At 64.1% G+C, this 24,363-nt stretch carries 25 protein-coding genes; 4 read left to right on the top strand and 21 right to left on the bottom strand.

Annotated elements, in window-relative coordinates; all coding sequences use genetic code 11:
- The first annotated feature begins 18 nt into the window (after positions 1-18).
- Positions 19-714 carry a CDP-alcohol phosphatidyltransferase family protein gene (locus tag E4Z66_RS09765; RefSeq protein WP_136462800.1) on the top strand — a complete coding sequence of 232 codons (696 nt, stop codon included), beginning with the start codon at positions 19-21 and terminating at the stop codon, positions 712-714.
- A 7-nt stretch (positions 715-721) separates the two neighbouring features.
- On the opposite strand, the gene E4Z66_RS09760 is transcribed toward E4Z66_RS09765, so the two are convergent.
- From E4Z66_RS09760 to E4Z66_RS09740, 5 genes are all read right to left on the bottom strand, one after another.
- Positions 722-1,183 (bottom strand): methylated-DNA--[protein]-cysteine S-methyltransferase, encoded by a 462-nt coding sequence (locus E4Z66_RS09760; protein ID WP_136462799.1) that lies wholly within the window; start codon positions 1,181-1,183, stop codon positions 722-724.
- Positions 1,184-1,244: 61 nt separating this feature from the next.
- Positions 1,245-4,277 carry an isoleucine--tRNA ligase gene (gene ileS / locus E4Z66_RS09755; protein WP_136462798.1) on the bottom strand — a complete coding sequence of 1,011 codons (3,033 nt, stop codon included), beginning with the start codon at positions 4,275-4,277 and terminating at the stop codon, positions 1,245-1,247.
- Positions 4,278-4,532: 255 nt separating this feature from the next.
- Entirely contained in the window at positions 4,533-5,528 is a 996-nt protein-coding gene (locus E4Z66_RS09750) for a YcjF family protein (protein WP_136463086.1), read from the bottom strand.
- The gene (locus E4Z66_RS09745; RefSeq protein ID WP_246035951.1) at positions 5,528-5,968 is read right to left on the bottom strand and encodes a GNAT family N-acetyltransferase; all 441 of its coding nucleotides are present in this window, start codon (positions 5,966-5,968) and stop codon (positions 5,528-5,530) included. Before E4Z66_RS09745 ends, E4Z66_RS09750 begins: the two co-directional genes overlap by 1 nt.
- Positions 5,965-7,389: a YcjX family GTP-binding protein gene (locus E4Z66_RS09740; RefSeq protein WP_136462797.1), complete on the bottom strand. Its 1,425-nt coding sequence runs from the start codon at positions 7,387-7,389 to the stop codon at positions 5,965-5,967. The genes E4Z66_RS09745 and E4Z66_RS09740 overlap by 4 nt, the downstream gene beginning before the upstream one ends.
- Before the next feature lie 86 nt (positions 7,390-7,475).
- On the opposite strand from E4Z66_RS09740, the gene truA reads away from it, so the two are divergent.
- Positions 7,476-8,246, top strand: coding sequence for a tRNA pseudouridine(38-40) synthase TruA (truA, locus tag E4Z66_RS09735; RefSeq protein WP_136462796.1), 771 nt, complete (start codon positions 7,476-7,478; stop codon positions 8,244-8,246).
- A 119-nt stretch (positions 8,247-8,365) separates the two neighbouring features.
- On the opposite strand, the gene E4Z66_RS09730 is transcribed toward truA, so the two are convergent.
- From E4Z66_RS09730 to E4Z66_RS09685, 9 genes are all read right to left on the bottom strand, one after another.
- Positions 8,366-8,758 (bottom strand): hypothetical protein, encoded by a 393-nt coding sequence (locus E4Z66_RS09730; RefSeq protein ID WP_246035950.1) that lies wholly within the window; start codon positions 8,756-8,758, stop codon positions 8,366-8,368.
- Entirely contained in the window at positions 8,755-10,398 is a 1,644-nt protein-coding gene (locus E4Z66_RS09725; RefSeq protein WP_136462794.1) for a hypothetical protein, read from the bottom strand. Before E4Z66_RS09725 ends, E4Z66_RS09730 begins: the two co-directional genes overlap by 4 nt.
- Positions 10,395-11,375 (bottom strand): membrane dipeptidase, encoded by a 981-nt coding sequence (locus E4Z66_RS09720; protein ID WP_136462793.1) that lies wholly within the window; start codon positions 11,373-11,375, stop codon positions 10,395-10,397. Before E4Z66_RS09720 ends, E4Z66_RS09725 begins: the two co-directional genes overlap by 4 nt.
- A gap of 185 nt (positions 11,376-11,560) precedes the next feature.
- Positions 11,561-12,796 carry an acyl-CoA dehydrogenase family protein gene (locus tag E4Z66_RS09715; protein WP_136462792.1) on the bottom strand — a complete coding sequence of 412 codons (1,236 nt, stop codon included), beginning with the start codon at positions 12,794-12,796 and terminating at the stop codon, positions 11,561-11,563.
- Positions 12,797-13,026: 230 nt separating this feature from the next.
- On the bottom strand, positions 13,027-14,196 hold the full coding sequence (locus E4Z66_RS09705; protein WP_136462791.1) for an alpha-D-ribose 1-methylphosphonate 5-triphosphate diphosphatase: 1,170 nt from the start codon (positions 14,194-14,196) through the stop codon (positions 13,027-13,029).
- Positions 14,193-14,741, bottom strand: coding sequence for a phosphonate metabolism protein/1,5-bisphosphokinase (PRPP-forming) PhnN (gene phnN / locus E4Z66_RS09700; protein ID WP_136462790.1), 549 nt, complete (start codon positions 14,739-14,741; stop codon positions 14,193-14,195). The genes E4Z66_RS09705 and phnN overlap by 4 nt, the downstream gene beginning before the upstream one ends.
- Positions 14,738-15,421: a phosphonate C-P lyase system protein PhnL gene (gene phnL / locus E4Z66_RS09695; protein ID WP_136463084.1), complete on the bottom strand. Its 684-nt coding sequence runs from the start codon at positions 15,419-15,421 to the stop codon at positions 14,738-14,740. Before phnL ends, phnN begins: the two co-directional genes overlap by 4 nt.
- Before the next feature lie 70 nt (positions 15,422-15,491).
- Positions 15,492-16,262 (bottom strand): phosphonate C-P lyase system protein PhnK, encoded by a 771-nt coding sequence (phnK, locus tag E4Z66_RS09690; protein ID WP_136462789.1) that lies wholly within the window; start codon positions 16,260-16,262, stop codon positions 15,492-15,494.
- Complete coding sequence (locus tag E4Z66_RS09685; protein ID WP_136462788.1) at positions 16,259-17,092, bottom strand: alpha-D-ribose 1-methylphosphonate 5-phosphate C-P-lyase PhnJ; 834 nt, start codon at positions 17,090-17,092, stop codon at positions 16,259-16,261. Before E4Z66_RS09685 ends, phnK begins: the two co-directional genes overlap by 4 nt.
- A 215-nt stretch (positions 17,093-17,307) precedes the next feature.
- On the opposite strand from E4Z66_RS09685, the gene E4Z66_RS19650 reads away from it, so the two are divergent.
- On the top strand, positions 17,308-17,460 hold the full coding sequence (locus E4Z66_RS19650) for a hypothetical protein (protein WP_168797768.1): 153 nt from the start codon (positions 17,308-17,310) through the stop codon (positions 17,458-17,460).
- Between the two features lie 8 nt (positions 17,461-17,468).
- Here the strand turns inward: E4Z66_RS19650 and E4Z66_RS09680 are convergent, their stop codons facing one another.
- From E4Z66_RS09680 to phnG, 3 genes are read right to left on the bottom strand one after another with little or no spacing between them, the layout of a single operon-like run.
- A complete protein-coding gene (locus tag E4Z66_RS09680; RefSeq protein ID WP_136462787.1) occupies positions 17,469-18,584 on the bottom strand; it encodes a carbon-phosphorus lyase complex subunit in 1,116 nt (371 codons plus the stop codon).
- A 2-nt stretch (positions 18,585-18,586) separates the two neighbouring features.
- Positions 18,587-19,180, bottom strand: coding sequence for a phosphonate C-P lyase system protein PhnH (phnH, locus tag E4Z66_RS09675; RefSeq protein WP_136462786.1), 594 nt, complete (start codon positions 19,178-19,180; stop codon positions 18,587-18,589).
- A complete protein-coding gene (gene phnG / locus E4Z66_RS09670) occupies positions 19,177-19,611 on the bottom strand; it encodes a phosphonate C-P lyase system protein PhnG (RefSeq protein WP_136462785.1) in 435 nt (144 codons plus the stop codon). Before phnG ends, phnH begins: the two co-directional genes overlap by 4 nt.
- A gap of 155 nt (positions 19,612-19,766) precedes the next feature.
- Between phnG and phnF the strand changes: the two genes are divergently transcribed.
- The gene (gene phnF, locus E4Z66_RS09665; protein ID WP_136462784.1) at positions 19,767-20,492 is read left to right on the top strand and encodes a phosphonate metabolism transcriptional regulator PhnF; all 726 of its coding nucleotides are present in this window, start codon (positions 19,767-19,769) and stop codon (positions 20,490-20,492) included.
- A 54-nt stretch (positions 20,493-20,546) separates the two neighbouring features.
- Here the strand turns inward: phnF and E4Z66_RS09660 are convergent, their stop codons facing one another.
- The 4 genes from E4Z66_RS09660 to phnD all read right to left on the bottom strand — a co-directional run bounded on the left by E4Z66_RS09660 (position 20,547) and on the right by phnD (position 24,359).
- Complete coding sequence (locus E4Z66_RS09660) at positions 20,547-21,164, bottom strand: LbetaH domain-containing protein (RefSeq protein ID WP_136462783.1); 618 nt, start codon at positions 21,162-21,164, stop codon at positions 20,547-20,549.
- The gene (gene phnE / locus E4Z66_RS09655; RefSeq protein ID WP_136462782.1) at positions 21,161-22,483 is read right to left on the bottom strand and encodes a phosphonate ABC transporter, permease protein PhnE; all 1,323 of its coding nucleotides are present in this window, start codon (positions 22,481-22,483) and stop codon (positions 21,161-21,163) included. Before phnE (E4Z66_RS09655) ends, E4Z66_RS09660 begins: the two co-directional genes overlap by 4 nt.
- A 4-nt stretch (positions 22,484-22,487) precedes the next feature.
- Entirely contained in the window at positions 22,488-23,363 is an 876-nt protein-coding gene (phnE, locus tag E4Z66_RS09650; protein ID WP_136462781.1) for a phosphonate ABC transporter, permease protein PhnE, read from the bottom strand.
- A gap of 90 nt (positions 23,364-23,453) precedes the next feature.
- Positions 23,454-24,359 carry a phosphonate ABC transporter substrate-binding protein gene (gene phnD / locus E4Z66_RS09645; protein WP_136462780.1) on the bottom strand — a complete coding sequence of 302 codons (906 nt, stop codon included), beginning with the start codon at positions 24,357-24,359 and terminating at the stop codon, positions 23,454-23,456.
- Positions 24,360-24,363 lie beyond the last annotated feature (4 nt).

Here is a 24,363-nt window from a genome sequence, read left to right as displayed (position 1 = left end):
ATGGGCCAGAAACAGGTAATGTCACTCCGCTTTTCCGCCATCGCCGTCCACTTCTTTACCGCGACCGGTGCGGTCTTTGCCATGCTTGCCATGCTCGAAGCGGTGCAGCGCGATTGGCCGATGATGTTCGTCTGGCTCGTCGTCGCCTTCATCGTGGACGGGATCGACGGCCCGCTGGCCCGGCACTACCACGTCAAGAAGAACGCGCCCGAATTCGACGGGGTGCTTCTGGACCTGATCATCGACTACCTGACCTATGTGTTCATCCCGGCCTTTGCGCTGTTTTCTTCTGGGTTGATGGATGGCTGGTCCGGCTGGGCCATGATCATCATCCTGACCTTTGCCTCGGCGCTTTACTTCGCGGACACGCGGATGAAGACCAAGGACAACTCCTTCTCCGGCTTTCCCGGGTGCTGGAACATGGTGGTGATCGTGCTCTTCGCGATCGAACCGGGCTGGCAGATCTGCCTTGGCCTTGTCACCGTGCTGGCCATCGCGATGTTCTTGCCGGTGAAATTCATCCACCCGGTCCGCACCGCGCGGTGGCGCGCTGTCAGCCTGCCGATGATCTTCGCATGGACCTTCTTTGCGGGCTGGGCCGCTTGGGTCGGCTTCCACCCGGAAAGCTGGGCGATCTGGGGTCTGGTCGTGACATCGATCTACCTGACGGGCGCGGGCGCGGCGCAGCAATTGCTGTACGGGCCAGAGGGGTAATCCCCCGTCAGATCAGCAGCCCCGCAGCGCCCTCGTGGCGCAGCAACGCCACCTTCGTTTCAACCCCGCCTGCGCCGGAAAACCCGGTCAGCTTGCCCCCAGCCCCCATGACGCGGTGACAGGGGATGATGACCGGGATCGGATTGGCGCCGCAGGCCTGCCCCACCGCTTGCGCGGATGCCCCCACCGCCTGCGCGATCTCGCCATAGGTGCGGGTCTCGCCCAAGGGGATCGTGGCCATTTCAGCGCAGACCGATTGCACAAGCGCAGAGCCTGCGATGCGCAGCGGCAAGTCGAACTGCTCCAGCGTCCCGCGATCATAGGCGGCAAGCTGCGTGGCAGCCTCTTGTAACAACCTTGTCTGGGACGGCGCAGCGGCGTGACCCCATGCAAGCCGCGTAATCGCCCCATCCTCTTCGGTCACGCAAAGCGGGCCGAACCGGGTCTCAACTGAAATCTGATGTGCCATGAACGGCAAAGTGCCAGCCCGAAGGCTGGCACTCAATCCGAAACATGCGGCAAAGGGCGGGTTAGCTCAGCGCCTCGTCGCAGCGCCCGCAGACACCGGCATGGGAATGGGTGCCCACATCGGGCAGCACCTTCCAGCAGCGCTGGCATTTCTCGCCGGACGCTTTCTCGAAAACGACATCAAACCCCATTGCAGACGTTACAAAAATTGCGCCGTCAGGCGCTCTTTCGGCACGAATATCCAAGGCGGATGTGATGCACACGTCCGCGAAGTCGCATTCATTGAGCACGTCATAAGCAACGACGTTTGGGGCTTTCTCAGGATCGATCCGTTGACAAATGTCGAATGCGGCTTTGGTGTTGGAAGAGTCTATATCAATGTAGACAATCGGCGCAGCTTCCAACGAAGCTCCAATTGTTTTTTGACGCCGTTGTTCCTCCAGCACTAAAGTGACAGCCCGTCTGGCCAAACGAACCAGTTCCCATTTCGCCGCCAGCGCCGCGTCGCGCCAGCTTTCCGGCGTGTCGGGGAAGTCCTGCAAATGCACCGAGCTGCCCTCGCCCGGGTTCTGATCCAGCCAGACATCTTCCATCGTGAAGGGCAGGATCGGGGCCAGCCATGTGGTCAGCCGTTCGAACAAAAGCCCCAGCACGGTGCGCGCGGATCGGCGGCGCAGCGTGTCGCCGTCGCAGTAAAGCGCATCCTTGCGGATGTCGAAATAGAAGGCCGACAGGTCCACCGTGGCGAAGTTGAAGATCACCTGAAACACGTTCTGGAAATCGAAGGCGCGATAGCTTTTGCGCACCTCTGCATCCAGTTCGGCAAGGCGGTGCAACACCCAGCGTTCCAGTTCCGGCATATCCGCAGGATCGGTCCGGTCGCTTTCGGAAAAGTCCCCCATGGACCCCAGCATGAAGCGCATCGTGTTGCGCAGGCGGCGATAGCTGTCAGCCACCCCCTTCAGGATTTCCGGCCCGATCCGCTGGTCGGCAGTGTAATCGGTCTGCGCCACCCACAGGCGCAGGATATCCGCGCCATATTGCTTGATCACCTCTTGCGGCACGATGGTATTGCCGATGGATTTGGACATCTTCATGCCCTTCTCATCCAACGTGAACCCGTGCGTCACCACATTGCGATAGGGCGCGCGGCCCGTGGTGCCGACCGATTGCAGCAGCGAGGAATGGAACCAGCCGCGGTGCTGGTCGGTGCCTTCCATATAGACATCGGCGATGCCGTCCGGCGTGCCATCTTCGCGGTCGCGCAGCACGAAGGCGTGGGTGGAGCCGGAATCGAACCACACATCAAGAATGTCGAACACCTGTTCATAGGCGTCCGGGTCCACGATCCCGCCAAGGAAACGCTCTTTCGCGCCATCCACATACCACGCATCTGCGCCTTCGGCCTCAAATGCCTCGACGATGCGCGCGTTGACCTCGGGGTTGCGCAGCAGGAAATCGGCATCCGTGGGCAAAGCGCCCTTCTTGGTGAAGCAAGTCAGCGGAACGCCCCAGGCGCGCTGGCGCGACAGCACCCAGTCGGGGCGCGCTTCCATCATGGAATGCAGGCGGTTCCGCCCAGATTTCGGGGTCCATTTCACGTTGTCGATCTCGCGCAGGGCACGGTCGCGGATGGTGAAGGTGTCGTCGCCCACCGACATATCCTTGTCGATCGCGGCGAACCATTGCGGCGTATTGCGATAGATCACCGGCGCCTTGGAGCGCCACGAATGCGGGTAGGAGTGCTTGATCTTGCCCCGTGCAAGCAGCCCGCCAACCTCGACCAGCTTGTCGATCACCGCCTTGTTGGCATCGCCCTCGCCGCCCTTGCGTGACAGGATGTACTTGCCGCCAAAGAACGGCAGATCGGGGCGGAACGACCCGTCATCCATCACGTTATAGGTGATGACCTCGGACAACATGCCCAGATCGCGGTAAAGCTCGTATTCCTCCATCCCGTGCGACGGCGCGCAATGGACAAAGCCCGTGCCTTCCTCATCGGTGACGAAATCGGCGGCGCGGAAATCGCGCAGGTCGTCCCATTCGCCATTCGCGCCGTCGGCCCCGCGCAGCGGGTGAGAAAGCTTGATCGTCGAAAGTTCCTGCGCCGTGACATCACGCACCCGGCGGTACATGCCGGCATCCAGCCGTGCGCGGCCCAGAACGTCACCGGCCAGCTTGTCGGCCAGAATGAACCGGTCGCCCACATTGGCCCAGCATTCATCGGGCCGGTCCGTGATCTCATACAGCCCATATGCGTAATCAGCCCCATAAACGACCGCCTTGTTCGACGGCAGCGTCCAAGGCGTGGTGGTCCAGATAACGACGAACGCATCCTTGAGATCATCGGCAAGCAGCGCCTGATTGGCCGTGTCGAAATCACCGCCCTCATGGCCCAGCGGCATCTGCGCCGCGCCGCCCTCTGTCACCCGGAACTTCACCCAGACGGTGAAGCTTTCCTTGTCGTGATACTCGACCTCGGCCTCGGCCAGCGCGGTCTGTTCGATGGGCGACCACATCACCGGCTTGGAGCCTTGGTACAACGTGCCGTTCATCAGGAATTTCATGAATTCCTCGGCGATCACGCGTTCGGCGTGAAAATCCATCGTCAGATAAGGATCGGCCCAGTTACCGGTGATGCCCAGACGCTTGAATTCCTCGCGCTGCACATCGACCCAATGGGCGGCGAATTCACGGCACTCGGCGCGGAATTCGTTGATCGGCACATCGTCCTTGTTCTTGCCCTTCTTGCGGTACTGTTCTTCGATCTTCCATTCGATCGGCAGACCGTGGCAGTCCCAGCCGGGGATATAACGGCTGTCATGGCCCATCATCTGGTGCGACCGCACGATGATGTCCTTGATCGTCTTGTTCAGCGCGTGGCCGATATGCAGGTTGCCATTGGCATAGGGCGGGCCATCATGCAGGCAGAATACGGGGCGATCCCCCGCCGTGTCGCGCAGGCGGTCGTAAACGCCCAGCCGCGCCCAGCGCTCCAGCCATTCGGGTTCGCGTTTGGGAAGCCCGGCCCGCATCGGGAAGTCGGTCTTGGGCAGGTTCAGCGTGTCTTTGTAGTCGGTCGTGTCGGCGCACATGAGCGGCGTCCTTCGGAGAATTGGTCAATCGGGAAGAGGGGTGTCGCGGTGCGAAAGCTCAAGCACCTTTGCCCGGCCACTGTGCATCACAGCGCCGGGGTCATAATTCGTATGATTGCGATGACCCGTTCCATGTCGGCGGAGTTATAGGCAGGCCTATCCGGAGCGACAAGTACCCAATGGTCACAGGCCCGGCGCTACGCAAATCGCGCGAAATCGCTGCGGACGGGGCCAAGGCCGGACGCCCTGGGCGCGTCAGCTTTTGGAACTCAGGAACCCCGACAGCGCGTTACGCACCACGCGCGACGTCTTGGGCCGGTGCCGGTCCGAGAATGGCAGCGGGCGGCAAACCTCCATCGCGGCCACGCCGACGCGCGCGGTCAGCGCCCCATTCACCAGCCCTTCGCCAAAGCGGCGCGAGAGCTTGGCCAACACGCCGCCGCCAAGGATCGGCTCCAGCATGTCATCGCCCACCGCCACCGCGCCCGTGGCCACCAGATGCGACAGCACCGCGCGGGTCAGACGCCAGCCGCCCAGAACACCGGACCGCCCGCCATAGACTTCGGCGATGCGCCGGATCATCCGCAGGTTCGATGTCAGCGCCGCCGCGACATCGGCCAGCGCCAGCGGCACCAACGCCGTGACGGTGGCGACCTGCCGGGCTGCGGCTTCGACCTCCTTCTGGGCTGCGGCGTCCAACGGCGCGAGCAGTTCCTGTTCGGTCAGATCCAGCAAGCTCGCCGCGTCCAGTTGATCGCCGCGCAATTCAGCCAGACGGTCCCGCCCCCAGCGCGTATCTTCGCGCCCCCGGTACAGCGCCACAAGGCGATCGGCCACATCGCGCGCCCCCTTCAGATCGTTATCCGCCCGCGATTCCGCCGCCGCATGGCGCAGATGGTCGATCCGGGCCAGCCGCCCGAATGCCGCCGCCTCGCGCAGCGCAATCGCCAGCATCACCAGCACGAACACCGCTACCAGCGCCGTCACCGCATAGCCCAACACGACATTGCGCGCGATCAGGCCGGTCACGAAATCCCATGCGGCCACCGACACCACCGCGCCAATCAGCGCCGTCAGCAACCCCCAGAACCACCGCGTCAACCGCGATGGCCGCCGCGCCGCAACCTTTGCCGCAAGCTGCATCGCCCGCCCCTGCGAGGCGTCCTGCATATCGGGCACGGGCGGCGCATCGGCAACCGAAGGCGCCTCTGCAGCATCATCCAGTTCGATCAGGATCGGACCCTTGGCCATCATGCTCTCCATTCATAGCGGATATCGGGCAGCTTCTCGTCATTGCCCGCCCCGCTGGTGCGCTCCACCTCGGTGAAGCCATGACGTTCATAGAACCGCTGCGCGCCGGTATTGGCCTCGAAGGTCCACAGGTTCAGATAGTCCGCCTCGCGCTTCATCCGCTCCAGCAGCGCAGAGCCGCAGCCCCGCCCGCGCGCGCCCGCCGCCACGTATAGCGACTGGATCAGCGCACCGTCCCGCGCGACAAATCCTTCGATCCGCGCGCCCCGTTCGGCCACCACCGTCCAGCCCCGGTCGATCATCAAACCGGCAAAACTCAGATCCTCGGCCCGGCTGTGCAGACGCGGCATCCATGCGGTGCCGTCGATGAATTCCGACAGGATCGCCCCAACGCTCCCGGCATCCAACACCCGCGCCGGGCGCAGTACCAGACCGCTCACAGCCGATCCCCCAACAGGAACTGCGCCGCCCGGTCCAGCCGCAAATGCGGCGGCCCATCGCCCGGCCGCAGGGTAAGCGGCGCCGGGGCGAAATTCATCACCTCGTAATCCTGCCCCAGCCAATCCTCCGCCCCGCTACGGGCCGGCCCCAGAAGCTGTGCGGGATCGGATGGCAGCGCGCCCGGATAGAATGCCGCCTGTTTGCCACTCGCCAGCAAGGTGCCACGCACCACGCCCAGCGCCTCACCATCATGCGTGATCATGTCCTCGGTCGTGGCCCGCAGCGCCGCCAGCGACATGGCCTGCGTATCCGCCCCGGCAAACTGCGCCCGGTCCCGTGCCTCGCGCGTCAGCGCCTGCATGATCGCGGTCAAGGCCTCATGCTGGGTGTGATGCAGGTGATCGGCCTTGGTCGCGGCAAACAGGATTTTCTCGACCCGCCGCCCCATGAAAAGCTGCGTCAGGAAATCGTTCCGCCCCGGACGGAACGCCGACAGGATATCGGCCATAGCGTGGCGCATATCTTCCACCGCGCGCGGACCGCTGTGAATGGCCCCCAAAGCATCAACCAGCACCACCTGCCGATCGATCCGGCTGAAATGATCGCGGAAGAACGGTTTGACCACGCGCGCCTTATACGCTTCGAACCGGCGGGCCATCTCGCGGCGCAGGCTGCGGCGCGGAGCCTCCCCCGGCGGCAAGGGCGCAAAGGTCAAAACCGGCGAGCCCTCAAGATCACCCGGCAACAGAAACCGGCCCGGCGTGCAATCGTAAAACCCCGCCGCCCGCGCCGTGTTGAGATAGGCCGTAAACCCACGCGCCAAGTCCTGCGCATCGGTTTCCTGCAAACTGGCAGCGCCATCGACGCGCTCCAGAACCGCGCGAAATACATCCGCCTGCGGGCGCGGCGCGATCCGCTCCAACACCTCGGCGGACCACGTGTCGTAATCCTTGTCGAGCAGCGCCAGATCCAGCAGCCACTCGCCCGGGTAATCGACGATATCCAGATGTATGGTCCGCGGCCCCTGAAGCCCGGCCAGCAACCCTGTCGGGCGCACCCGCAAAGACAAGCGCAACTCTGACACCGCGCGGGTGCTGTCGGGCCAATGCGGTGCCGCTGCGGTCAGCGCCGATAAATGCGTCTCATAGTCAAAGCGCGGCAAGGTGTCGTTGGGCTGCGGCTGCAGGAATGCGCTCTCGATCCGGCCCTCTTGCGCGGCGACCAGACCGGGCATCCGCCCACGATCCATCAGATTGGCCACCAGCGAGGTAATGAACACCGTCTTGCCCGCCCGGGCCAGCCCCGTGACCCCGAGCCGGATCACCCGATCGGAAAAGACACCTTCGCCCACATCGCGCACGCCGCCGCGGACCCCGTCCACAACACCCACGATGCTGTCTGCAATGGTGGAAATGACCACGCCGTACCCCTGCTTGCCTGCGTTGTTAACATAGGCGCGCCAGCCGCCGCTTGCCAGCAGGGAAAGGCAAGGATATTTCCCCCTCCATGCCGCGTTACGCCCTCAAAGTCGAATACCATGGCGCGCCCTTCGCCGGCTGGCAGCGCCAAAAGGACCAGCCCTCTGTGCAAGGCGCGGTCGAGGCCGCGCTCGCCCGGCTGGAGCCGCGCGCACATACCATCGCCGCCGCCGGACGCACCGATGCCGGCGTGCATGGCCTGGGCCAGGTCGCCCATTGCGACATGGACAAGGACTGGGACCCGTTCCGCCTGTCAGAGGCGCTCAACCACCACCTCAAACCCGCGCCGGTGGCGATCACCGCCTGCGCCCGGGTGGAAGATGACTGGCACGCGCGCTTTTCCGCGGTCGAACGGCGCTATCTCTTTCGCCTGCTGATGCGCCGCGCCCCGGCAACGCATCTCTCCGGCCTTGTCTGGCGCGTGAATAACCAACTCGATGCCGAAGCGATGCAGGCCGGCGCGGATCGGCTGATCGGACGGCACGACTTCACCACCTTCCGCTCCTCCATCTGCCAGGCCGACAGCCCCGTGAAAACGCTGGACGAGCTGCGCGTCGAAACCGTCCAGACCGATTGGGGCCCGGAAATCCGCTTCCACGTGCGCGCGCGGTCCTTCCTGCACAATCAGGTCCGCAGCTTCGTGGGCACACTCGAACGTGTTGGCGCAGGCGCCTGGGCACCCGAGGATGTCACAAAGGCCCTCGCCGCATGCGACCGGGCGGCCTGTGGTCCGGTCTGCCCGCCGCAAGGCCTCTACCTTGCCGCCGTCCGCTATCCCGACGATCCCTTCGCCACCTGATCGCGCTGGCTTTCGCCTGTTTCCAAATACTTTGGGGAGTTTGAGGGGCAACGCCCCTCATTCATCCTCAATGGCGTCGGCGCAGCCGGCATTGCGGCGATATGGGCCGGGATGTGGCCCTAGTCATTGTCGGTCAATCCTGCCCCGGCCCCCGCTTGGCGCGACGCTGCGCTTTGCGGCACCAAAATGCGCTGCGCAAGCGCGGTCAGCCGCGCATGGACATCCGCCGGGCAGGTCAGGCGAGGCGGCAGGATCGGCCCCTCCCCCGGCGCGGCGCACGCCTCGGCATAGCTTTGACCCAGCGCGCTGCCATCGGGCGCGAATGGCAAGGTCTGGATCGGCCCCAGCGGCAAAGCCTCCAAAGCTGCCAGAACAGGGGCCAAGGGGCGCCCCGCCGCCACATGCCGCACAAAGGCGCGCCCGAAATGCGCCGCCTGCGCCGGATAGGCCCCGCCGCCCCGCGCGGCCTTTTGCGCCAGCATTTCCAGTTCATTCGCCGAAAACCCTGTCACAGCACCGGGCACCACCCAGCCTGCGCGCTCCCGCCTTGCATATCGGCGGCCATCAGCGCGCCCTGCGCCAGCGTCACGCGCGTCCAAAGGTCTGACTTCGGATCGAATTTCGTCGCACCAAACAGCGCCAGCTTGGCCCGTAACATGTCGATCGGGCGGCACGCGGCGTCGATCAGGTTGTCGTGGATTTCCGAATACGGACAAGCCCGCGCGATTTGCACGCGCTCCACCGCCAGCAAATGCTGCGGATGGCGCTGCAAGAACGCCGCGACCGGCGCAGCGCGGCGCGGAAGATCGTCGGCCAGCGCGGCGATCCGGCGTGCGATATCAAGCGGGCTTTCCCGTTCGGCCCCCGGTTCGTCAAAGCGGTTCCCCAGACGCGGCTCTTGCTTCTCTTCCGAGACATACCAGAACCGCGCGCAGGCCGCCGGCTGCGAATAATCCCGGCCCAACGCCCAACTGAAGTTCTGCGCCAGAGCGGCGCGCAAATCCTCTGTCGTCTCGAACGCCTGCCCGGTGCCGCCAACCGCATCCGTCAGCCCCGCCGCCAGATCATCGACCAGATCACCGAAAGGCTCCAACATCAAAGACAGAAGCAATTCCTGAACCTCCAAGCGATGCCCCTGCCCGTCCTGCCATAACCGCTCCATCGGGGCCGTGCCGGACAAATCCTCGAAAGCCGGTGCAAGCGCGGCCCACTCTTGCCGCAGCGTGTCCAGCTCGACCTGCCGCGCCGCATCGGGCACCTGCCACTGCGCCAGATGCGCCGCCGCGCGCGCATGCAAATCCCGCAGCTGCTGGGCCCGGCCTGTTTCCACCGTCTCAACGGCGCGCACCCGCGCCAATGCCGTTTCCCGCACCATCATCCAGTTGTTCAACAGGATCGGATGGGTCACCAGAAACGGCGCCATGCCCAGCCCGGTGGCATTGCCAATGCCCAGGTGCCGCTTGAGCGCCGGATCGAGCGCCGCGCGCCCCACATGCTGCACCAGATCATGGGTGAAATGCCGGATCAGCCAGACGGTCAGCATCTCTGCCATGAACGACAGGCCCAGCCCCGGACGCGCGGCCAGCACGGCCCGATCCGCAATACCGAACTTGCCGTTCCCATAGACGGCGGTAGTGCGCATGAGATAACCGATCTGCCCCACGAAATCCGCCTCCGGTTGCCGCCCCGCGCGCAACCGTTCCACCACATGGGTCCAAAGCCGCACCGATTTATTGGCCCGGCTCAGCACCAGATCGCGCGCGGTGAACCGGCCCGCCTCCTGGCGCGGGGCCTGCTGCGCGATCCGGTCCAGATCATCGGCATCCGGCATCCCGTCATGCAGCACGAAGGCCGCGTCCCAAGCGGTGGCGATCACCCGGTCCGACCGCGCCTCTGCATCCAGTGGCCGGGTCACGGCGACCAGCGCATAGACATGCCCATGGAACGTGATCCGATACACCGCGCGGCCATAGCCGTCGGCGTCCATCTGCCAAAGCGCCCGCTCCGGCACTCTGTTTTCGGCTGCAAGCTGCCGGGTCAGAATGCGCAGAAAGGACAGCCGCGTGGGAAACATCGCGCCCAACCGGCTCAAACGCATCACATCGCCCGGCGGGCGCAGTGCAGTCTGGGGCGGAGGCGCGGCGTCCTTCATGGCGGTCCGAACCCTTCGTCGTAGAAACGCATCCAGTTGCCGCCCATCAGCCCATCAACCTCGGCAGAGGAAAAGCCGACACGCTCCAGCCCGCCCCGAATATTGGTCCAGTCGCGGTTATCCCGGAACCAATGCGGCATCGGCGGAAAACCCGGCGCATCGGCAGAGCCTTCTCCGTAATCCATCTGCTTGGACCAGCGCCCGACGCGCATCCACTCGACCACACTGTCCGGCTGGTCCTGACACAGATCGGACCCGATCCCAAGCGACCCCGCCCCATAGCGACCGGCCGCGTCCGCCACCATCGCGCAAAAGCTCTCCAGCGTGCAGTCGGACCCGCCCTGCAAGTGATGCGGATAAAGCGAAAAGCCAAGCATCCCGCCCCGCGCGGTCAGTGCTTTCAGCACCGTGTCCGACTTGTTGCGCAACGCCGGGTGCCACCAATGGGGATTGGCATGCGTAATGGCGATAGGCCGACTGGACACCTCGATGGCTTCCAGCGTGGAGCGTTCGGCAGAATGGCTCATGTCGATCACAAGGCCGACCCGGTTCATCTCCGCGACCACTTGGCGGCCCATGCGCGTAAGGCCGGTATCCTCCGCCTCATAACAGCCCGTCGCCAGCAGGGATTGGTTGTTATAGGTCAGCTGCATGAACCGGACGCCAAGCTGGTGCACGATTTCCACCAGGCCGATATCGTCCTCGATCGGGTTCGGCGTCTGAAACCCGAAAAACACCGCCGTGCGCCCAGTCTCTTGCGCGCGTGTCACATCCGCCGCCGACACCCCTTTGAAGATCAGATCGCCATGCGCCTCGAACCAGAGATTCCAACGCTCAAGGTTCAGCACCATCTCGCGGAAGCTCTCGTGATAGGCGATGGTCACATGCACCGCATCGACCCCGCCCGCGCGAAGCTGGCGAAATATCTCCGGCGACCAGTTGCAATATTGCAGGTTGTCGATCAGGGGCGCTGTCATGGGGTCAGCCTGCGCAACTCGCACGGCGCTGACAAGCCCGCAGCGCGACGCGGCGGCGCCTTTCTACGACGCATCGCACGGATTTCGGCACCAGCCTTCGCCGCCCCCACGCCCAAACGCAAACGGCGCGAGGTCCACCCCCGCGCCGCTTTCGCAATCTTTCACGCCATCCGGGCGCGCCAGTCTCAGACCGGCTCTTGCGTATATTTGCGCAACTCAGCCCGCGCGATCTGGCGGCGATGCACCGCATCGGGACCATCGGCCAGACGCAACGTACGCTGATGCGTCCACGCAATCGCAAGAGGCGTGTCCTGGCTCATGCCCTGACCGCCATGCATCTGCATCGCCTCATCCAACACTTTCAGCGACACACGCGGCGCAATCACCTTGATCTGGCTGATCCAGGGCGCGGCGGCCCGGGCATCGCCCTGATCCATCATCCAGGCGGCCTTCAGACACAGCAGGCGCGCCATCTCGATCTCCATGCGGCACTCGGCGATGATGTCGTAATTCGCGCCCAGCTTGGCGAGCGGCTTGCCAAACGCCACTTTCGACAAGGACCGCTTGACCAGCAACTCAAGCGCCGCTTCGGCCTGACCGATCGCACGCATGCAGTGGTGAATCCGTCCGGGCCCAAGCCGCCCTTGCGCGATCTCAAAACCGCGCCCCTCGCCCATCAGCAGGTTCTCTGCCGGCACGCGCACATTGGTAAAACGGATATGCATATGCCCATGCGGCGCATCATCATGGCCAAAGACCTGCATGGGGCGCAAAATCTCCACCCCGTCGCTGTCCGCCGGCACGATGATCATCGAATGACGCTTGTGCTTGGGCATATCGTCGCCGCCGGTCTTGACCATGACCACATACACCTTGCAGCGCGGATCACCGGCCCCCGAAGCCCAGTATTTCTCGCCATTCAGCACATAGTCATCGCCATCACGCACGCAGGACATGGCGATATTCGTCGCGTCGGACGAGGCCACATCCGGCTCCGTCATCAGATAGGCCGACCGGATTTCCCCAGCCAGAAGCGGCTTGAGCCACTGCTCTTTCAGAGCCTCTGTCCCATAGCGCTCGAACACTTCCATATTGCCGGTATCGGGGGCGGAACAGTTGAATACCTCGGACCCCAGCGGCGTGCGCCCCATCTCCTCGGCGAAATGCGCATATTCCACCGTGGTCAGACCAAAGCCCTTCTCGCTATCGGTCAAGAAGAAGTTCCACAGCCCCTCGGCCTTGGCCTTCGACTTCAACCCTTCCAGAATCTCGGTCTGCCGGTCGGTAAACTGCCAGCGATCCCCCTTGCCGATCTCTGCTTGATACTCCTCCGCAAGCGGCTCGACATCCTCGCGCACCATCGTGCGCACACGGTCCAGCAACTTCTCGATCTCTGGACGTATAGTGAAACTCATTTCCATTGCGGTTCTCCTCCCGGCATGGCTCCCGTCGGGTCAAGGTTACGCGACTGCGCACAAGTGTCGAGAGGGCAGGACGCAGCGTCACTCCCAAAGGCCACCCCACTTTCGCCTGTTTCCAAATACTTTCGGGGAGAGTTTGAGAGGGGCAGACAGCCCCTCTCAAGGCCTGCGTGGCCTGAACGCAAATTCATCGCGCGCGCCGACAGGCGCACCGCGGGGTTACCCCCGCATCATGCGACGCGCCGGCCCAGAACCCATGTCTCGCGGACCTGCGGCACATGGCCCAGCAGGCGGAACCGCACCAAATCGGCGCGTTTGCCCACTTCCAGAACGCCGCGATCCGCAAGCCCCGTGGCCCGCGCCGGGGCCGCCGTGACCGTCGCCATGCCCCGCGCCATGTCGCCCCAAATGTCCGACAACATCACCGCCCCCATCAGCAGCGCCGCCGGCACGTAATCAGAGCTGAGAATATCCAGCAGCGACGCTTCGGCCAACGCGCTGGCCGCGACGTTCCCGGAATGAGAGCCGCCCCGCACAAGGTTCGGTGCCCCCATGATGGTGGCAATTCCCGCGTCATTGCAGGCCTGTGCGGCCGCCACGGTGGTCGGGAATTCGGCCATCGCGACCCCGTGCCCGGCACTGACCGCCACCTGCGCGGCCGTGGTATCGTCATGGCTGGCCAGCACCGCCCCGAACCGCGCCGCCGCCGCGACCGTCGCGCGCTCGTGTTTCTCGCCCAATTCCCCGTGCAAATTGCACAGGAACGTGCAGTACTCGTCGAATTCCGAACGCGAATAGCCATGCTTGCCGATGATGTAATCGGCGAATTTCTCAATATCCGTGAACTGCCGCTGACCCGGCGTGTGATCCATGATCGATACGATCCCGACCCGGTCCTGCGGCCCGAATTCATCCAGCTCCGCCATCAACGTCTGTGAACAGGTCTCTGCCCGCAGATGCAGCCGGTGCGAAATCCGCAACACGCCGCGTTCGTGCATATCCAGGATTTCCGAGCCGACCTGCCGCGCATACTTCGCGTAATCGGTCCGGTTCCCCCGCGAGATAGAGCCAACCCGCAGCGCATCGAACACGGTGGTGATGCCGCAGCCCGCAAGCTCCGCGTCATGGGCAAGGATCGCCGGGCCATGGGGCCAGTTCGCCTTGGGCCGGGGCGTGATGTGGCGCTCAAGATTGTCGGTGTGCAGCTCGATCAGACCGGGGGCAAGGAACTCGCCCTCCATGTCGATCGCACCAGCGGGGACAGCGCCGCCAGTGTCGATCGCGGCGATATGCCCGTCTTCGATCACCAACGCGCCGCGCAGCACTTCGCCTTCCAGCACCAACTGGGCATTTGCCAGATACTGGGTTTGAACGGGCTGGGTCAGATCCTTGGCACTCATGACGGTGTATACTCCGGGTAAAGCCGGGCGCGAATGGCACTGATCGTGTCGCCAAGCGCGCCGGAATTGTCGATCTCGTGGGTCTTAAGCCCGGTCGGTAACGGTTCTGCGACACGCGCCAGCCGCCGCGCAACATCCGCCGCGCTTTCACGTCCGCGCCCCGCAAGCCGCTGCGCGAGGATGGCAGGATCGGCCTGCAAGGCGATGATCTCAAGCCCGGAAATCCGCGCGCCCGCCTCTGCCAGCACGTTGCGAGACAGGTTGACCAGCAGATCGCGCCCGGCGGCCAGCTCTGCCGTGATGCTTTTGGGGATACCATAGAGCAGCCCATGCGCGCCCCAATGCAGGATGAAATCGCCGCGCGCGCGCATCTGCATGAACGCAGCTTCGCTGACGGGCTGATAGGCCTCGCCCCCGGCCTCTGGCGCGCGGGTGATAACCCGCCGCACGAGCGACAAGCGCGGCTCGGCCGCGGCCAGCGCCTCCATCACCGTGTCCTTGCCGACGCCCGAAGGCCCCACCACCGCGATCAGCTTGCCGCTCATGCCGCCCGCTCCGGGGTAAAGCCGGTCACGTCGATTTCCCGGTCCGCTACCCGCGCCCGCGCTTCGGCATCGTGGAAAATGCCGACAATCGCCGCACCGCGCGCCTTGGCCTCTTCGATCAGGCACAGCACGGTTTCCCGGTTCACCGGGTCGAGCGAGGCAGTGGGCTCGTCCAGCAGCAGCGCCGGATAGGAATGCACGAAGCCGCGCGCGATGTTCACCCGCTGTTGCTCGCCGCCGGAAAAAGTGGTCGGGCTCAGCGCCCAAAGCCGTTCCGGGATGCGCAACCGCGCCAGCATCTCCTCGGCGCGCGCGCGGGTCTCTTGCGGATCATGGCCCAGCGCCAGAAGCGGGTCAGCGACCACGTCGCGCGTCGGCACACGCGGCACCACGCGCAGGAACTGGCTGACATAGCCGAGAACCTCGCGCCGCAACGCCAGCACCTCGCGCGGCTGTGCTCCGACCAGCTCCGTCTCGCCCACACGGATCGAACCGGCAGAGGCAAGGTAATTGCCATAAAGCATCCGCATCAGCGTGGATTTCCCCGCGCCGCTTTCGCCAGTCAACGCCACGCACTCGCCTTTGGCCACCTGCAAGGACGCCTCTGCCATCACTGGGATCACCGCACTGCCCTGATTGTGCAGCACAAAGGATTTGGACACGTCGCGGATATCGAACATGGGCGTCATCGCCGCACCTCCTGTCGGGAAAAGATTGTGGCCCGAAGGCATATGGACCCAGAGCGCGCCATCAGACCTGCAGGACCGATGACACAAGAAGCTGCGTATAGGCGTGTTGCGGGTCGTCCAGCACCTGATCGGTCAAACCCGTTTCCACCACACGGCCCGATTTCATCACCATCAGCCGATCCGCCAGCAGCCGCACCACGGCCAGATCATGGGTGACGATCACCGCGCTCAGCCCCATGTCGCGCACCAACGCGCGCAGCAGGTCAAGCAGCCGCGCCTGCACCGAAACATCCAGCCCGCCGGTGGGCTCATCCATGAACACCAGGCGCGGCCCGGTCACGAGGTTGCGCGCGATCTGCAAGCGTTGCTGCATCCCGCCCGAAAAGGTCGAGGGCCGGTCATCGATGCGCGCGTCGCTGATCTCCACCCGGCCCAGCCAATCCACCGCTTGCGCACGAATATCGCCGTAATGCCGCGCGCCCACCGCCATCAGCCGTTCGCCGACATTACCGCCGGCGCTGACCGTCATGCGCAGCCCGTCACGTGGGTTCTGATGCACAAAGGCCCAATCGGTGCGCGCCAGCATCCGCCGCTCCGGCTCGGACATGCGCAGCACATCGCGCGGCCCTTCGGCGCGCGTGTCGAACAGCACCTCGCCCGCGCTGGGGCGCAGATGCCCCGCCATGCAGCCCAGCAAGGTCGACTTGCCGGACCCGCTTTCGCCAACGATGCCAATCACCTCGCCCGGATAGAGCGAGAAATTCACATCCATGCAGCCGATATTGCGCCCGTAATTCTTGGACAGGTTGCGCACGTCGAGAATGGGGGTCATGCGGTGTCTCCTTCGCGGCGCGTTGTGCAGTAATCGGTGTCCGAGCATACGAACATGCGCCCGCCGCGATCATCGGTAATGATCTCGTCCAGATAGCTGTCCTCCGCCCCGCACAGCGCGCAGGGGTGATCGGCCTTGGACGGATCGAACGGGTGATCCTCGAAATCGAGCGACACGACCTGCGTGAAGGGCGGCAGGGCGTAAATGCGCTGCTCGCGCCCGGCCCCAAAAAGCTGGATCGCACCCATTTTCAGCTTGGGATTGTCGAATTTCGGAATGGGTGACGGGTCCATGACATAGCGCCCGCTGACCTTCACCGGATAGGCATAGGCGGTGGCGATCTGCCCGTGCTGCGCGATGTCCTCGTAAAGCTTCACATGCATCAGCCCGTAATCTTCCAATGCATGCATCCGGCGGGTTTCGACCTCGGAGGGTTCCAGAAAACGCAGCGGCTCCGGGATTGGCACCTGATAGACAAGCACCTGCCCCGCGCCCAAGCGCTCTTCGGGGATGCGGTGGCGGGTCTGGATCACGCTGGCCTCAGCGGTGTGTTCCGTGGTCGCCACATCCGCCGTGCGCTGAAAGAACCGGCGAATGGACACCGCATTGGTCGTGTCATCCGCGCCCTGATCAATCACCTTCAGCCGGTCCATCGGCGTCAGGATCGACGCGGTGACTTGCACCCCGCCCGTGCCCCACCCATAAGGCATCGGCATTTCGCGGCTGGCGAATGGCACCTGATAGCCGGGGATCGCCAAGCCCTTCAGGATGGCGCGCCGGATCATGCGTTTCGTATCTTCGTCAAGATAAGCAAAGTTATATTCGGTCATGCTGCACCCATCGTGTCAAAAGCCCGGCCAAAAACGTCACGCGGCGCGGAACACGGCAGGAATCCGCACGCAACTCCGGCGAAAAACCGCTCAACCTTAGGGAGATTTGTTAACTTTTGTTCCCCTAATTCTTGTTTCGAGGGAACCGCAGCGCTACTCTTGCGTTGTTTAACGTAATCACTTTTTCCCCTCGACAGCACGGGATAACTCAAAAAATGGCTCCAATCGAAATCCAAACCACCCACCCGAACGCACCGCGCCGCGGTGACGCGCAGGCCGTGGAAGAAGCGCGCATGCGTCGCCGCTTCTGGTCGCAGGTCGCGCTCATCGTCGCAGGGATCAGCCTGCTGGTGCTTGTCTTCCTGTAGACGCATCCTCATTCCGCGGCCTCCGCCTGAATGGGGGCCGCTGCAAACGCTTGCCGCAACCGCCGAAGCAATTCGGTCTCGGATTGAAAATCCACGTAATGCGGCAGCTTGATATGCTCCAGAAACCCGGTCGCCTGAATGTTATCCGCATGATAGAGGACGAATTCCTCATCCTGCGCCGGCGCGCCAAGGTCATCCTCGTCCAATTCCTTCCAGCGCAGCGCCCGGTCCACCAGCGCCATTGAGATCGCCTTGCGTTCCGTCTGGCCGAATACTAGCCCATAACCGCGTGTGAATTGCGGCGGCGCGGTCTCCGATCCTCGAAACTGGTTCACCGTCTCGCATTCGGTCAGGGTGATCTCCCCGATCTCGATGGCAAAGCCTAGCTCTGGGATGTCCATCTCCACCGGCACGGTGCCGATCCGTAGTTCGCCGACGAAAGCGTGATTGCGTGCATAGCCACGCTGGGTCGAATAGGCCATGCCCAGCAAGAACCCCTCATCCGCACGGGTCAGCGATTGCAGGCGGAGCGCGCGCGAGGCGGGCAGCTCCAGCGGGGCGCGGGTCAGATCGCCCGGGGCCTCACCGGGATCGACTTCCGGTTCGATCAACCCTTCGGCGTTCAGAAACTCGGTGACGCGCGGCATCGGCTCTGGCGCAGTATCCGGCGCGGCCTCCGCCACATCCTCCGCCACGTCGCGCGCGGCCAATGCCCCATCGGCGGCCAGTTTGAAATCCAGCAAGCGGTGCGTGTAATCGAAGGTCGGCCCCAGCACCTGCCCGCCCGGCAGATCCTTGAACGTGGCCGAGATACGCCGGTCGCACGCCATATCTCCTGTCTCCACCGGATGCGACGCGCCGAACCGGGGCAGCGTGGTCCGATATGCGCGGATCAGGAAGATCGCCTCGATCAGATCGCCGCGCGCCTGCTTGATCGCCAGCGCCGCCAGATCAGGATCGTAAAGCGAGCCTTCAGCCATCACGCGCGCAATGGCGAGCGACATCTGCCCCTTGATCTGGCCCAGCGTCAGTTCCGCAATATCCGTGGGGCCGCGCCGCTCTTCGGCGAGCCAGTCATGCGCCGCGTCGATTGCCGCCTCACCGCCCTTTACCGCAACATACATGGTCAGACCTCCTCTGCCGCGACGGGCTGCGCCGTCACGTCTGTGGATCGTGGCAGCCCCGCGACCCGGTTTCCGGCGGTGAAAAAGCAATCGAAGCCCAGTGGGAACAAAGCGCGATTGGCTTGGTGCGCTTGCGGGTCCGGCAGGTTCAGCCGCGTGGTTTCCTCGATACCGGGGCCGCGTAGCACCGCGCCTGTATTGGACAGCTCCGGCATCTCGACGATCAGTGTCACAGACCGGTCCGGGTATTCGGGCGTGCCAGTGGCATACGCGCCAAGCGGGGCCAGATCGCTCCATGTGCCCAGCGCGAATTGGGCGTCTTCACGCCGCGCGATGGGCGCGCCGGTGTGAAAGGCCAGCCATGCGCGGATGTCATCCGTATCATGACTCGCGCCCAGAAACAGCGGCGTGGTGGTATCGCAAAGCGTCAGCAGCAGCGTCGCGGCCGCGTCCGACAAGGGCGCGGGACCGGTGCCGCCGGACAGGGTTTCGATCGTGCCGGGGCGCGCCATCGCCTCCATCGCGGCGCGAAACGCCTGTGCCGATCCGGTGGCCGGACTGTCGAACCCGCCAGAAAGAATATGTGTCTGGCTCATCCGTCTTCTCCGCGCACGAGGGTAAAGAAATCAACGCGTGTGGCATCGGCCTTGGCCGCGCGCCCAGCCTTGCGGGCCTGGGCCTTGGCCCGCAGCGGTTCGATCAGGCCATCAAGGATCGCCTGCGCCGCCGCTGTTTGCAGCAGCGCATCGGCCAGCGCCGCAATCTCTGCCTTGGCCGCGTCCCGCCCCTGAACATAGCCAACGCCGACCGGCCCGTTTTCCAACTGCAAGGTGCAGCGCGTCACCGTCATTTCACCCAGATTGAACGCCGCGCCGGTGCCCCCGGCCCGGCCCTGCACCATCACCGCGCCAATTTGCGGGCGGCGCAGCCAGGAAAAGGCGGGCGCGAGCGCAAGCGCGTCCCAAAGCGCCGAAAGCTCGGCGGTATCGGCCTTGGCCAAGATCGACAGCCATGTCTTGCGGTCCATTCGGTGCCTCCGTGGGAATAGACAGGTTGCGGATATGTCTAGCGAACTATACAACTAGACAAATCATAGGCCATTCGCCGCGTGTCGGCAATGCCGGGACTGTGAAGATTTGGTGACGTTCGGGGCGCCAAGCCCCGACCGGCAGGGAGAGCAGGATGACAAAGACGCCGCTCTGGCAGGCGATCGCGGAAAGCGTGCGGCGCGATATTGCGGACAAGCGCTATACAGCTGGGGACAAGCTCCCGACCGAGGCCGCGTTATCGGGCCGGTTCGGGGTGAACCGGCACACGATCCGCCGCGCGCTGAAGGCACTTGGCGAGGAGGGGCTGGTCTTTGCCCGGCGCGGCGCGGGCGTGTTCATCGCCTCTGACGTGACCGAATACCCGATTGGGCGGCGCGTGCGCTTTCACCAGAACCTACGGGCGGCGGGGCGCTCTCCGGCCAAGAAGCTGCTGGCACTGGAAACGCGCGGCGCGGCCCAGCCCGAGGCGGAGGCGCTGCGCATCGATCCCGGCGCGCCCGTGGTCGCCTATTTCGGGCTGTCCCTGTCGGATGATGCACCGATTGCGCTGGTGGTGTCGGCCTTCCCCGCAGAGCGGTTGCCGGGAATTTCCGACGCTTTGGCGCAGAATACGTCGATCACCGCGGCGCTGGCCGCGGCCGGGGTCGATGACTACACGCGCGCCAGCACGCGGCTGACCGCCGTGGCGGCGGACGCGACGCAGGCCCTGCACCTGCACGTGGTCGAAGGCGCACCGCTGCTGCGCAGCCAAAGCGTCAACATATCGGATATCGGCCCGGTGGAATACGGCACCACATGGTTCGCGGGCGAGCGCACCGCCCTGATCGTCGAAGAAGACCCCGACGCGCAGGTGCGCTGAAGCGCACCCTACACACCAGCCCGTAGGGTAGGCTTCAGCCTACCCCGGACAGCGCTAGCCGCCATAACGCTCCAGAAAGGCTTCGGCGGGCAAGGCGCGGAAATCCTCCAGCGCGGCGCGCAGCCGCGCGTGGTCCCAATCCCACCACGCCAGCGCGATCAAGCGTTCGGCCACCGGTTCGGGCAGGCGCCGCCGCAGTGGCGCGGCAGGCAGCCCCGCCACGATGGTATAGGGCGCGACATCCTTCGTCACCACCGCGCCCGAGGCGACGACCGCGCCATGCCCCACCGTCACGTCCGGCTTGATCTGCGCATTATGACCGATCCACGTGTCATGGCCGATCACCGTGCGCCGCGCGGCCCGCTTTTCAAACCAATCGGCATCCGGCGCGGCATCATCCCAGTAATCCCCGGACCGATACATGAAATGGTGCAGCGACGCCCGGTCCAGCGGATGATCCGTCGCCCCGATCCGCACGAAACTGGCGATATTCGCAAATTTCCCGATCTCGGCATTGGCCAGATCGCAGCTCCGGTCGCAATAGGAATACGCCCCCATCACCACATTGGACAGGCGCGTGCCTGCCCCGATCTCCGTATAGGCCGCAAGGGTGCTGCCCTGCACGGCGCAGCCTTCGTGGATCAAAGGCTCCGACCCCAGCTTGGCGCTCAATGCCCCGCCTCGTCGCCCTTGATCAGACGCGCGCGGATCAGACCGGACAGCCAGTCCATCAGCATCACCATCAGCACGATCAGCACGATGTAATAGGTCACCTCTTCCCAATCCTTCTGCGTCAGGATCGCCTGGGTCAGCATCAGCCCGATCCCGCCCCCGGTAATCGCACCGATGATAGTGGCCGAGCGCACATTGGATTCAAGGAAATAGAGGATCTGGCTCAGCAAAACTGGCGTGACCTGCGGCAGAACCCCGAACCGATAGCGTTGCGCCGGGCGCGCGCCGGTGGATTGAACCCCTTCGATCTGCTTTTCGTCGACATTCTCCAGCGCTTCGGAGAACAGCTTGCCGAACGTGCCGGTATCGGTGATCAGGATCGCCAGCGCGCCGGTCAAGGGCCCCAGCCCGAAGGCCCGCGTCAGGATGATCGTCCAGATCAGCGCATCCACCCCGCGGAAGAAATCGAAAAACCGCCGCGCGCCCATGCGCACCCACATCATCGGTGCAAAATTCCGCGCCGCGAAGAAGGCCAGCGGCAGCGCCACCAGCGCCGCGCCGAACGTGCCCAGAAAGGCCATCAGCACGGTTTCGAAGATCGCCCATGCGACTTCCTTGTGCAGCCACATCGGGTTGTTCCAGAAATCGCTCAGGATCGCGCCCGCTTCGCCGTGAACAGCGCGGCTCAGCAGCGCGCCAAAGCCAAGCCCGTGATACGGGCTGTCCAGCGTGAAGAAGAACAGCTCCCAGCCGGTGAAGTACCGGAAGACCTCCGCCCGGTTGCGCGTGATGGTCAGACGCCCCGCATCGGTCGTGATCGCCACCCGGTTCTTGGAGGCATTGATCCACTCCGGCATCTCGTCCAGCGGGAAGGGATAGTCTGCCACAACACCCTGACTGCGCGACACGCGAAACGTCGATGTCCCGATATCCGGGTTTACATACGTGATGAGGTCCGGCCCGAAGGTGACGCTATGGCCGCCCTCCAGATCGACGAATGTGGTCTCTCCCAGATCGACCCAGTACGGGCTTTCGCCCTCGGGATAACGGCCCTTCTTCTCCCCCTCGATCGCGACACTGACCGCCCCGGTCCGATTGTCGCGCGTCACATGGGTCTTGTAGCTATAGGCGTCCGATATGAGGATCTGCGCATTTCTGCCGTCAGCGCGTTGCCACAGCCCCGCGATGTCGAAGGAGAAGAAGATATACACCAGATAGGCGAGGATCAGCGACGGCACGGCGAGCGTGATCAGACGCTTGCGGCGGAAAATCTGTTCGGTCTGCGCCCGCAGGTCGGCATTGGTGTCGAGCATTGCCATCGGATTACCCTTTCACACGCTGGCCGTGAGTCAGACGGTCGCGGACATGGCTGGAAAGCTGGTCGAAGAAGACGATGGTCAGGAACAGCATCAGGAACATCGCCCCGGCCTCGTCGAACTTGCCCTGCCCCCACTGAATCGCGACCTTCAGCTCATAGCCAAGCCCGCCCGCCCCGACGAAGCCAAGGATGGCCGAGGCGCGAATATTGATCTCAAGCCGCAGCAACGCATAGCTCAGCCAGTTCGGCGCCACCTGCGGCACAACGCCCAGCAGCATCCGCTGCGACCAGCTGGCGCCCACCGATTGCAACCCTTCGACCGGTTTCAGCGAGGCGTTCTCGTTCACTTCCGAAAACAGTTTGCCCAGCGCCCCCGCCGTATGCACCGCAATGGCGATCATCGCCGGCACCGGCCCGCCGCCCAGCACAAAGATCAGCAGCAGCGCGATCACGATTTCCGGCACCGCGCGCATGACGTCCATGGTCCGGCGGAACAGGCCCGTCAGCCGCGGAAACGCCGCCATCCCGCGGGTCGACAGCAGCGAAAGCACCACCGCGAAAAGCGCGCCGATCAGCGTGGCCACGGCGGCGATGTTCACGGTCTCCAGCAGGGCTGGGAAATAGGTCACGATATGGCCGGGGATTTCCGACGCCTTGCTGAGCGCCTCGCTCACCACCTCGGACGGGTAATCAAGGATATTGGGCAGCCCGCCCCAGAAACTGCCGCCATTGCGCGATGCGGCAAGGTTGAAGCCCGACACCATCAGCGCCACGAATATCGCCAGCATGATGCCCGAATAAAGCCGCCGCCGCCCGACCAGCGCCATATAGGACTGGTGCAGATCGGTCGTCGGTCGATGCGCGTGTGTCAGGTCAGCCATGGGGCCTCGCAGTCAGGGGGTGCCGAAAAAGAGGGAAGAGCGCGAAAATTGACGGGCCCCCGAAGGGACCCGCCTGCAGGTACTGAAACCTTATTGGGATTTCGCTTTGCGCGCTTCCACGATGGATACGTAGGCGTCATGGGTGATCGGATCGAAGCCCAGCGATTCACCGGCAGAGATCGCGTAGGTGCAATCCTTGTCCGCCTCGTACATGCCATCGACCAGCGCGACCATTTTCGCCTTCACATCCGCAGGCAGGCTCTTGCGCAGAACGATCGGGCCTTCCGGGATCGGCTTGGATTTCCAGATCTGCACCAGGTCGTTCATATCCACGAGACCCGCATCGACCGCCTTGCGCAGCGCGCCGGAATTGTAGCCGTCTTCCCAGTCGCCCTGACCGTCGGCCCATGTCACGCCGCCATCGATATCGCCATTATTGACCGCAACGATGGTCTGTTCGTGACCGCCGGTGAATTTCACCTCACCGAAATACGCGCCCGATTCCATGGTCACGCCGTCCTTGTAGGTTGGGATTTCGATCGAGGGGATCAGGTAGCCAGAGGTGGAGTTCGGATCGCCGAAGCCGAATACCTTGCCTTCCATGTCGTCAAGCGAGGTGATGTTGGAATCTTTGCGCGCAAACCCGATGGAGTGATAGCCGTAGGAGCCGTCGAGATTGATCTTCACCAGAACCGGCTCAACCGCTTCGGGGTCTTGCAGATAGGTGGACGCATAAGCGGATGCACCCAGCCACGCCATGTCCAGCGTGCCGCCGACAAGGCCCTGAATGACACCGGCGTAATCGGCAGGCGCGAACAGTTTGGTCGGAACGCCCAGCGCCTCTTCGGTATAGGCGCGCAGACACTCGTTGGAGTTCATGCGGTCTTGCGCGTTTTCACCGCCCAGAATGCCGATGCGGAATTCGGAAATGTCCTGCGCGGCGGCCATGGACGTCAATGCGGTGGTTGCCACAAGGGCAGCGACGATCTTTTTCATCGAG

The sequence above is a fragment of the Aliishimia ponticola genome, assembly GCF_004803475.1.
In the GTDB taxonomy this organism is placed as follows: domain Bacteria; phylum Pseudomonadota; class Alphaproteobacteria; order Rhodobacterales; family Rhodobacteraceae; genus Aliishimia; species Aliishimia ponticola.
The sequence above is the reverse complement of the archived record's forward strand: the minus strand, read 5'-3'. Positions and strand labels throughout refer to the sequence as shown.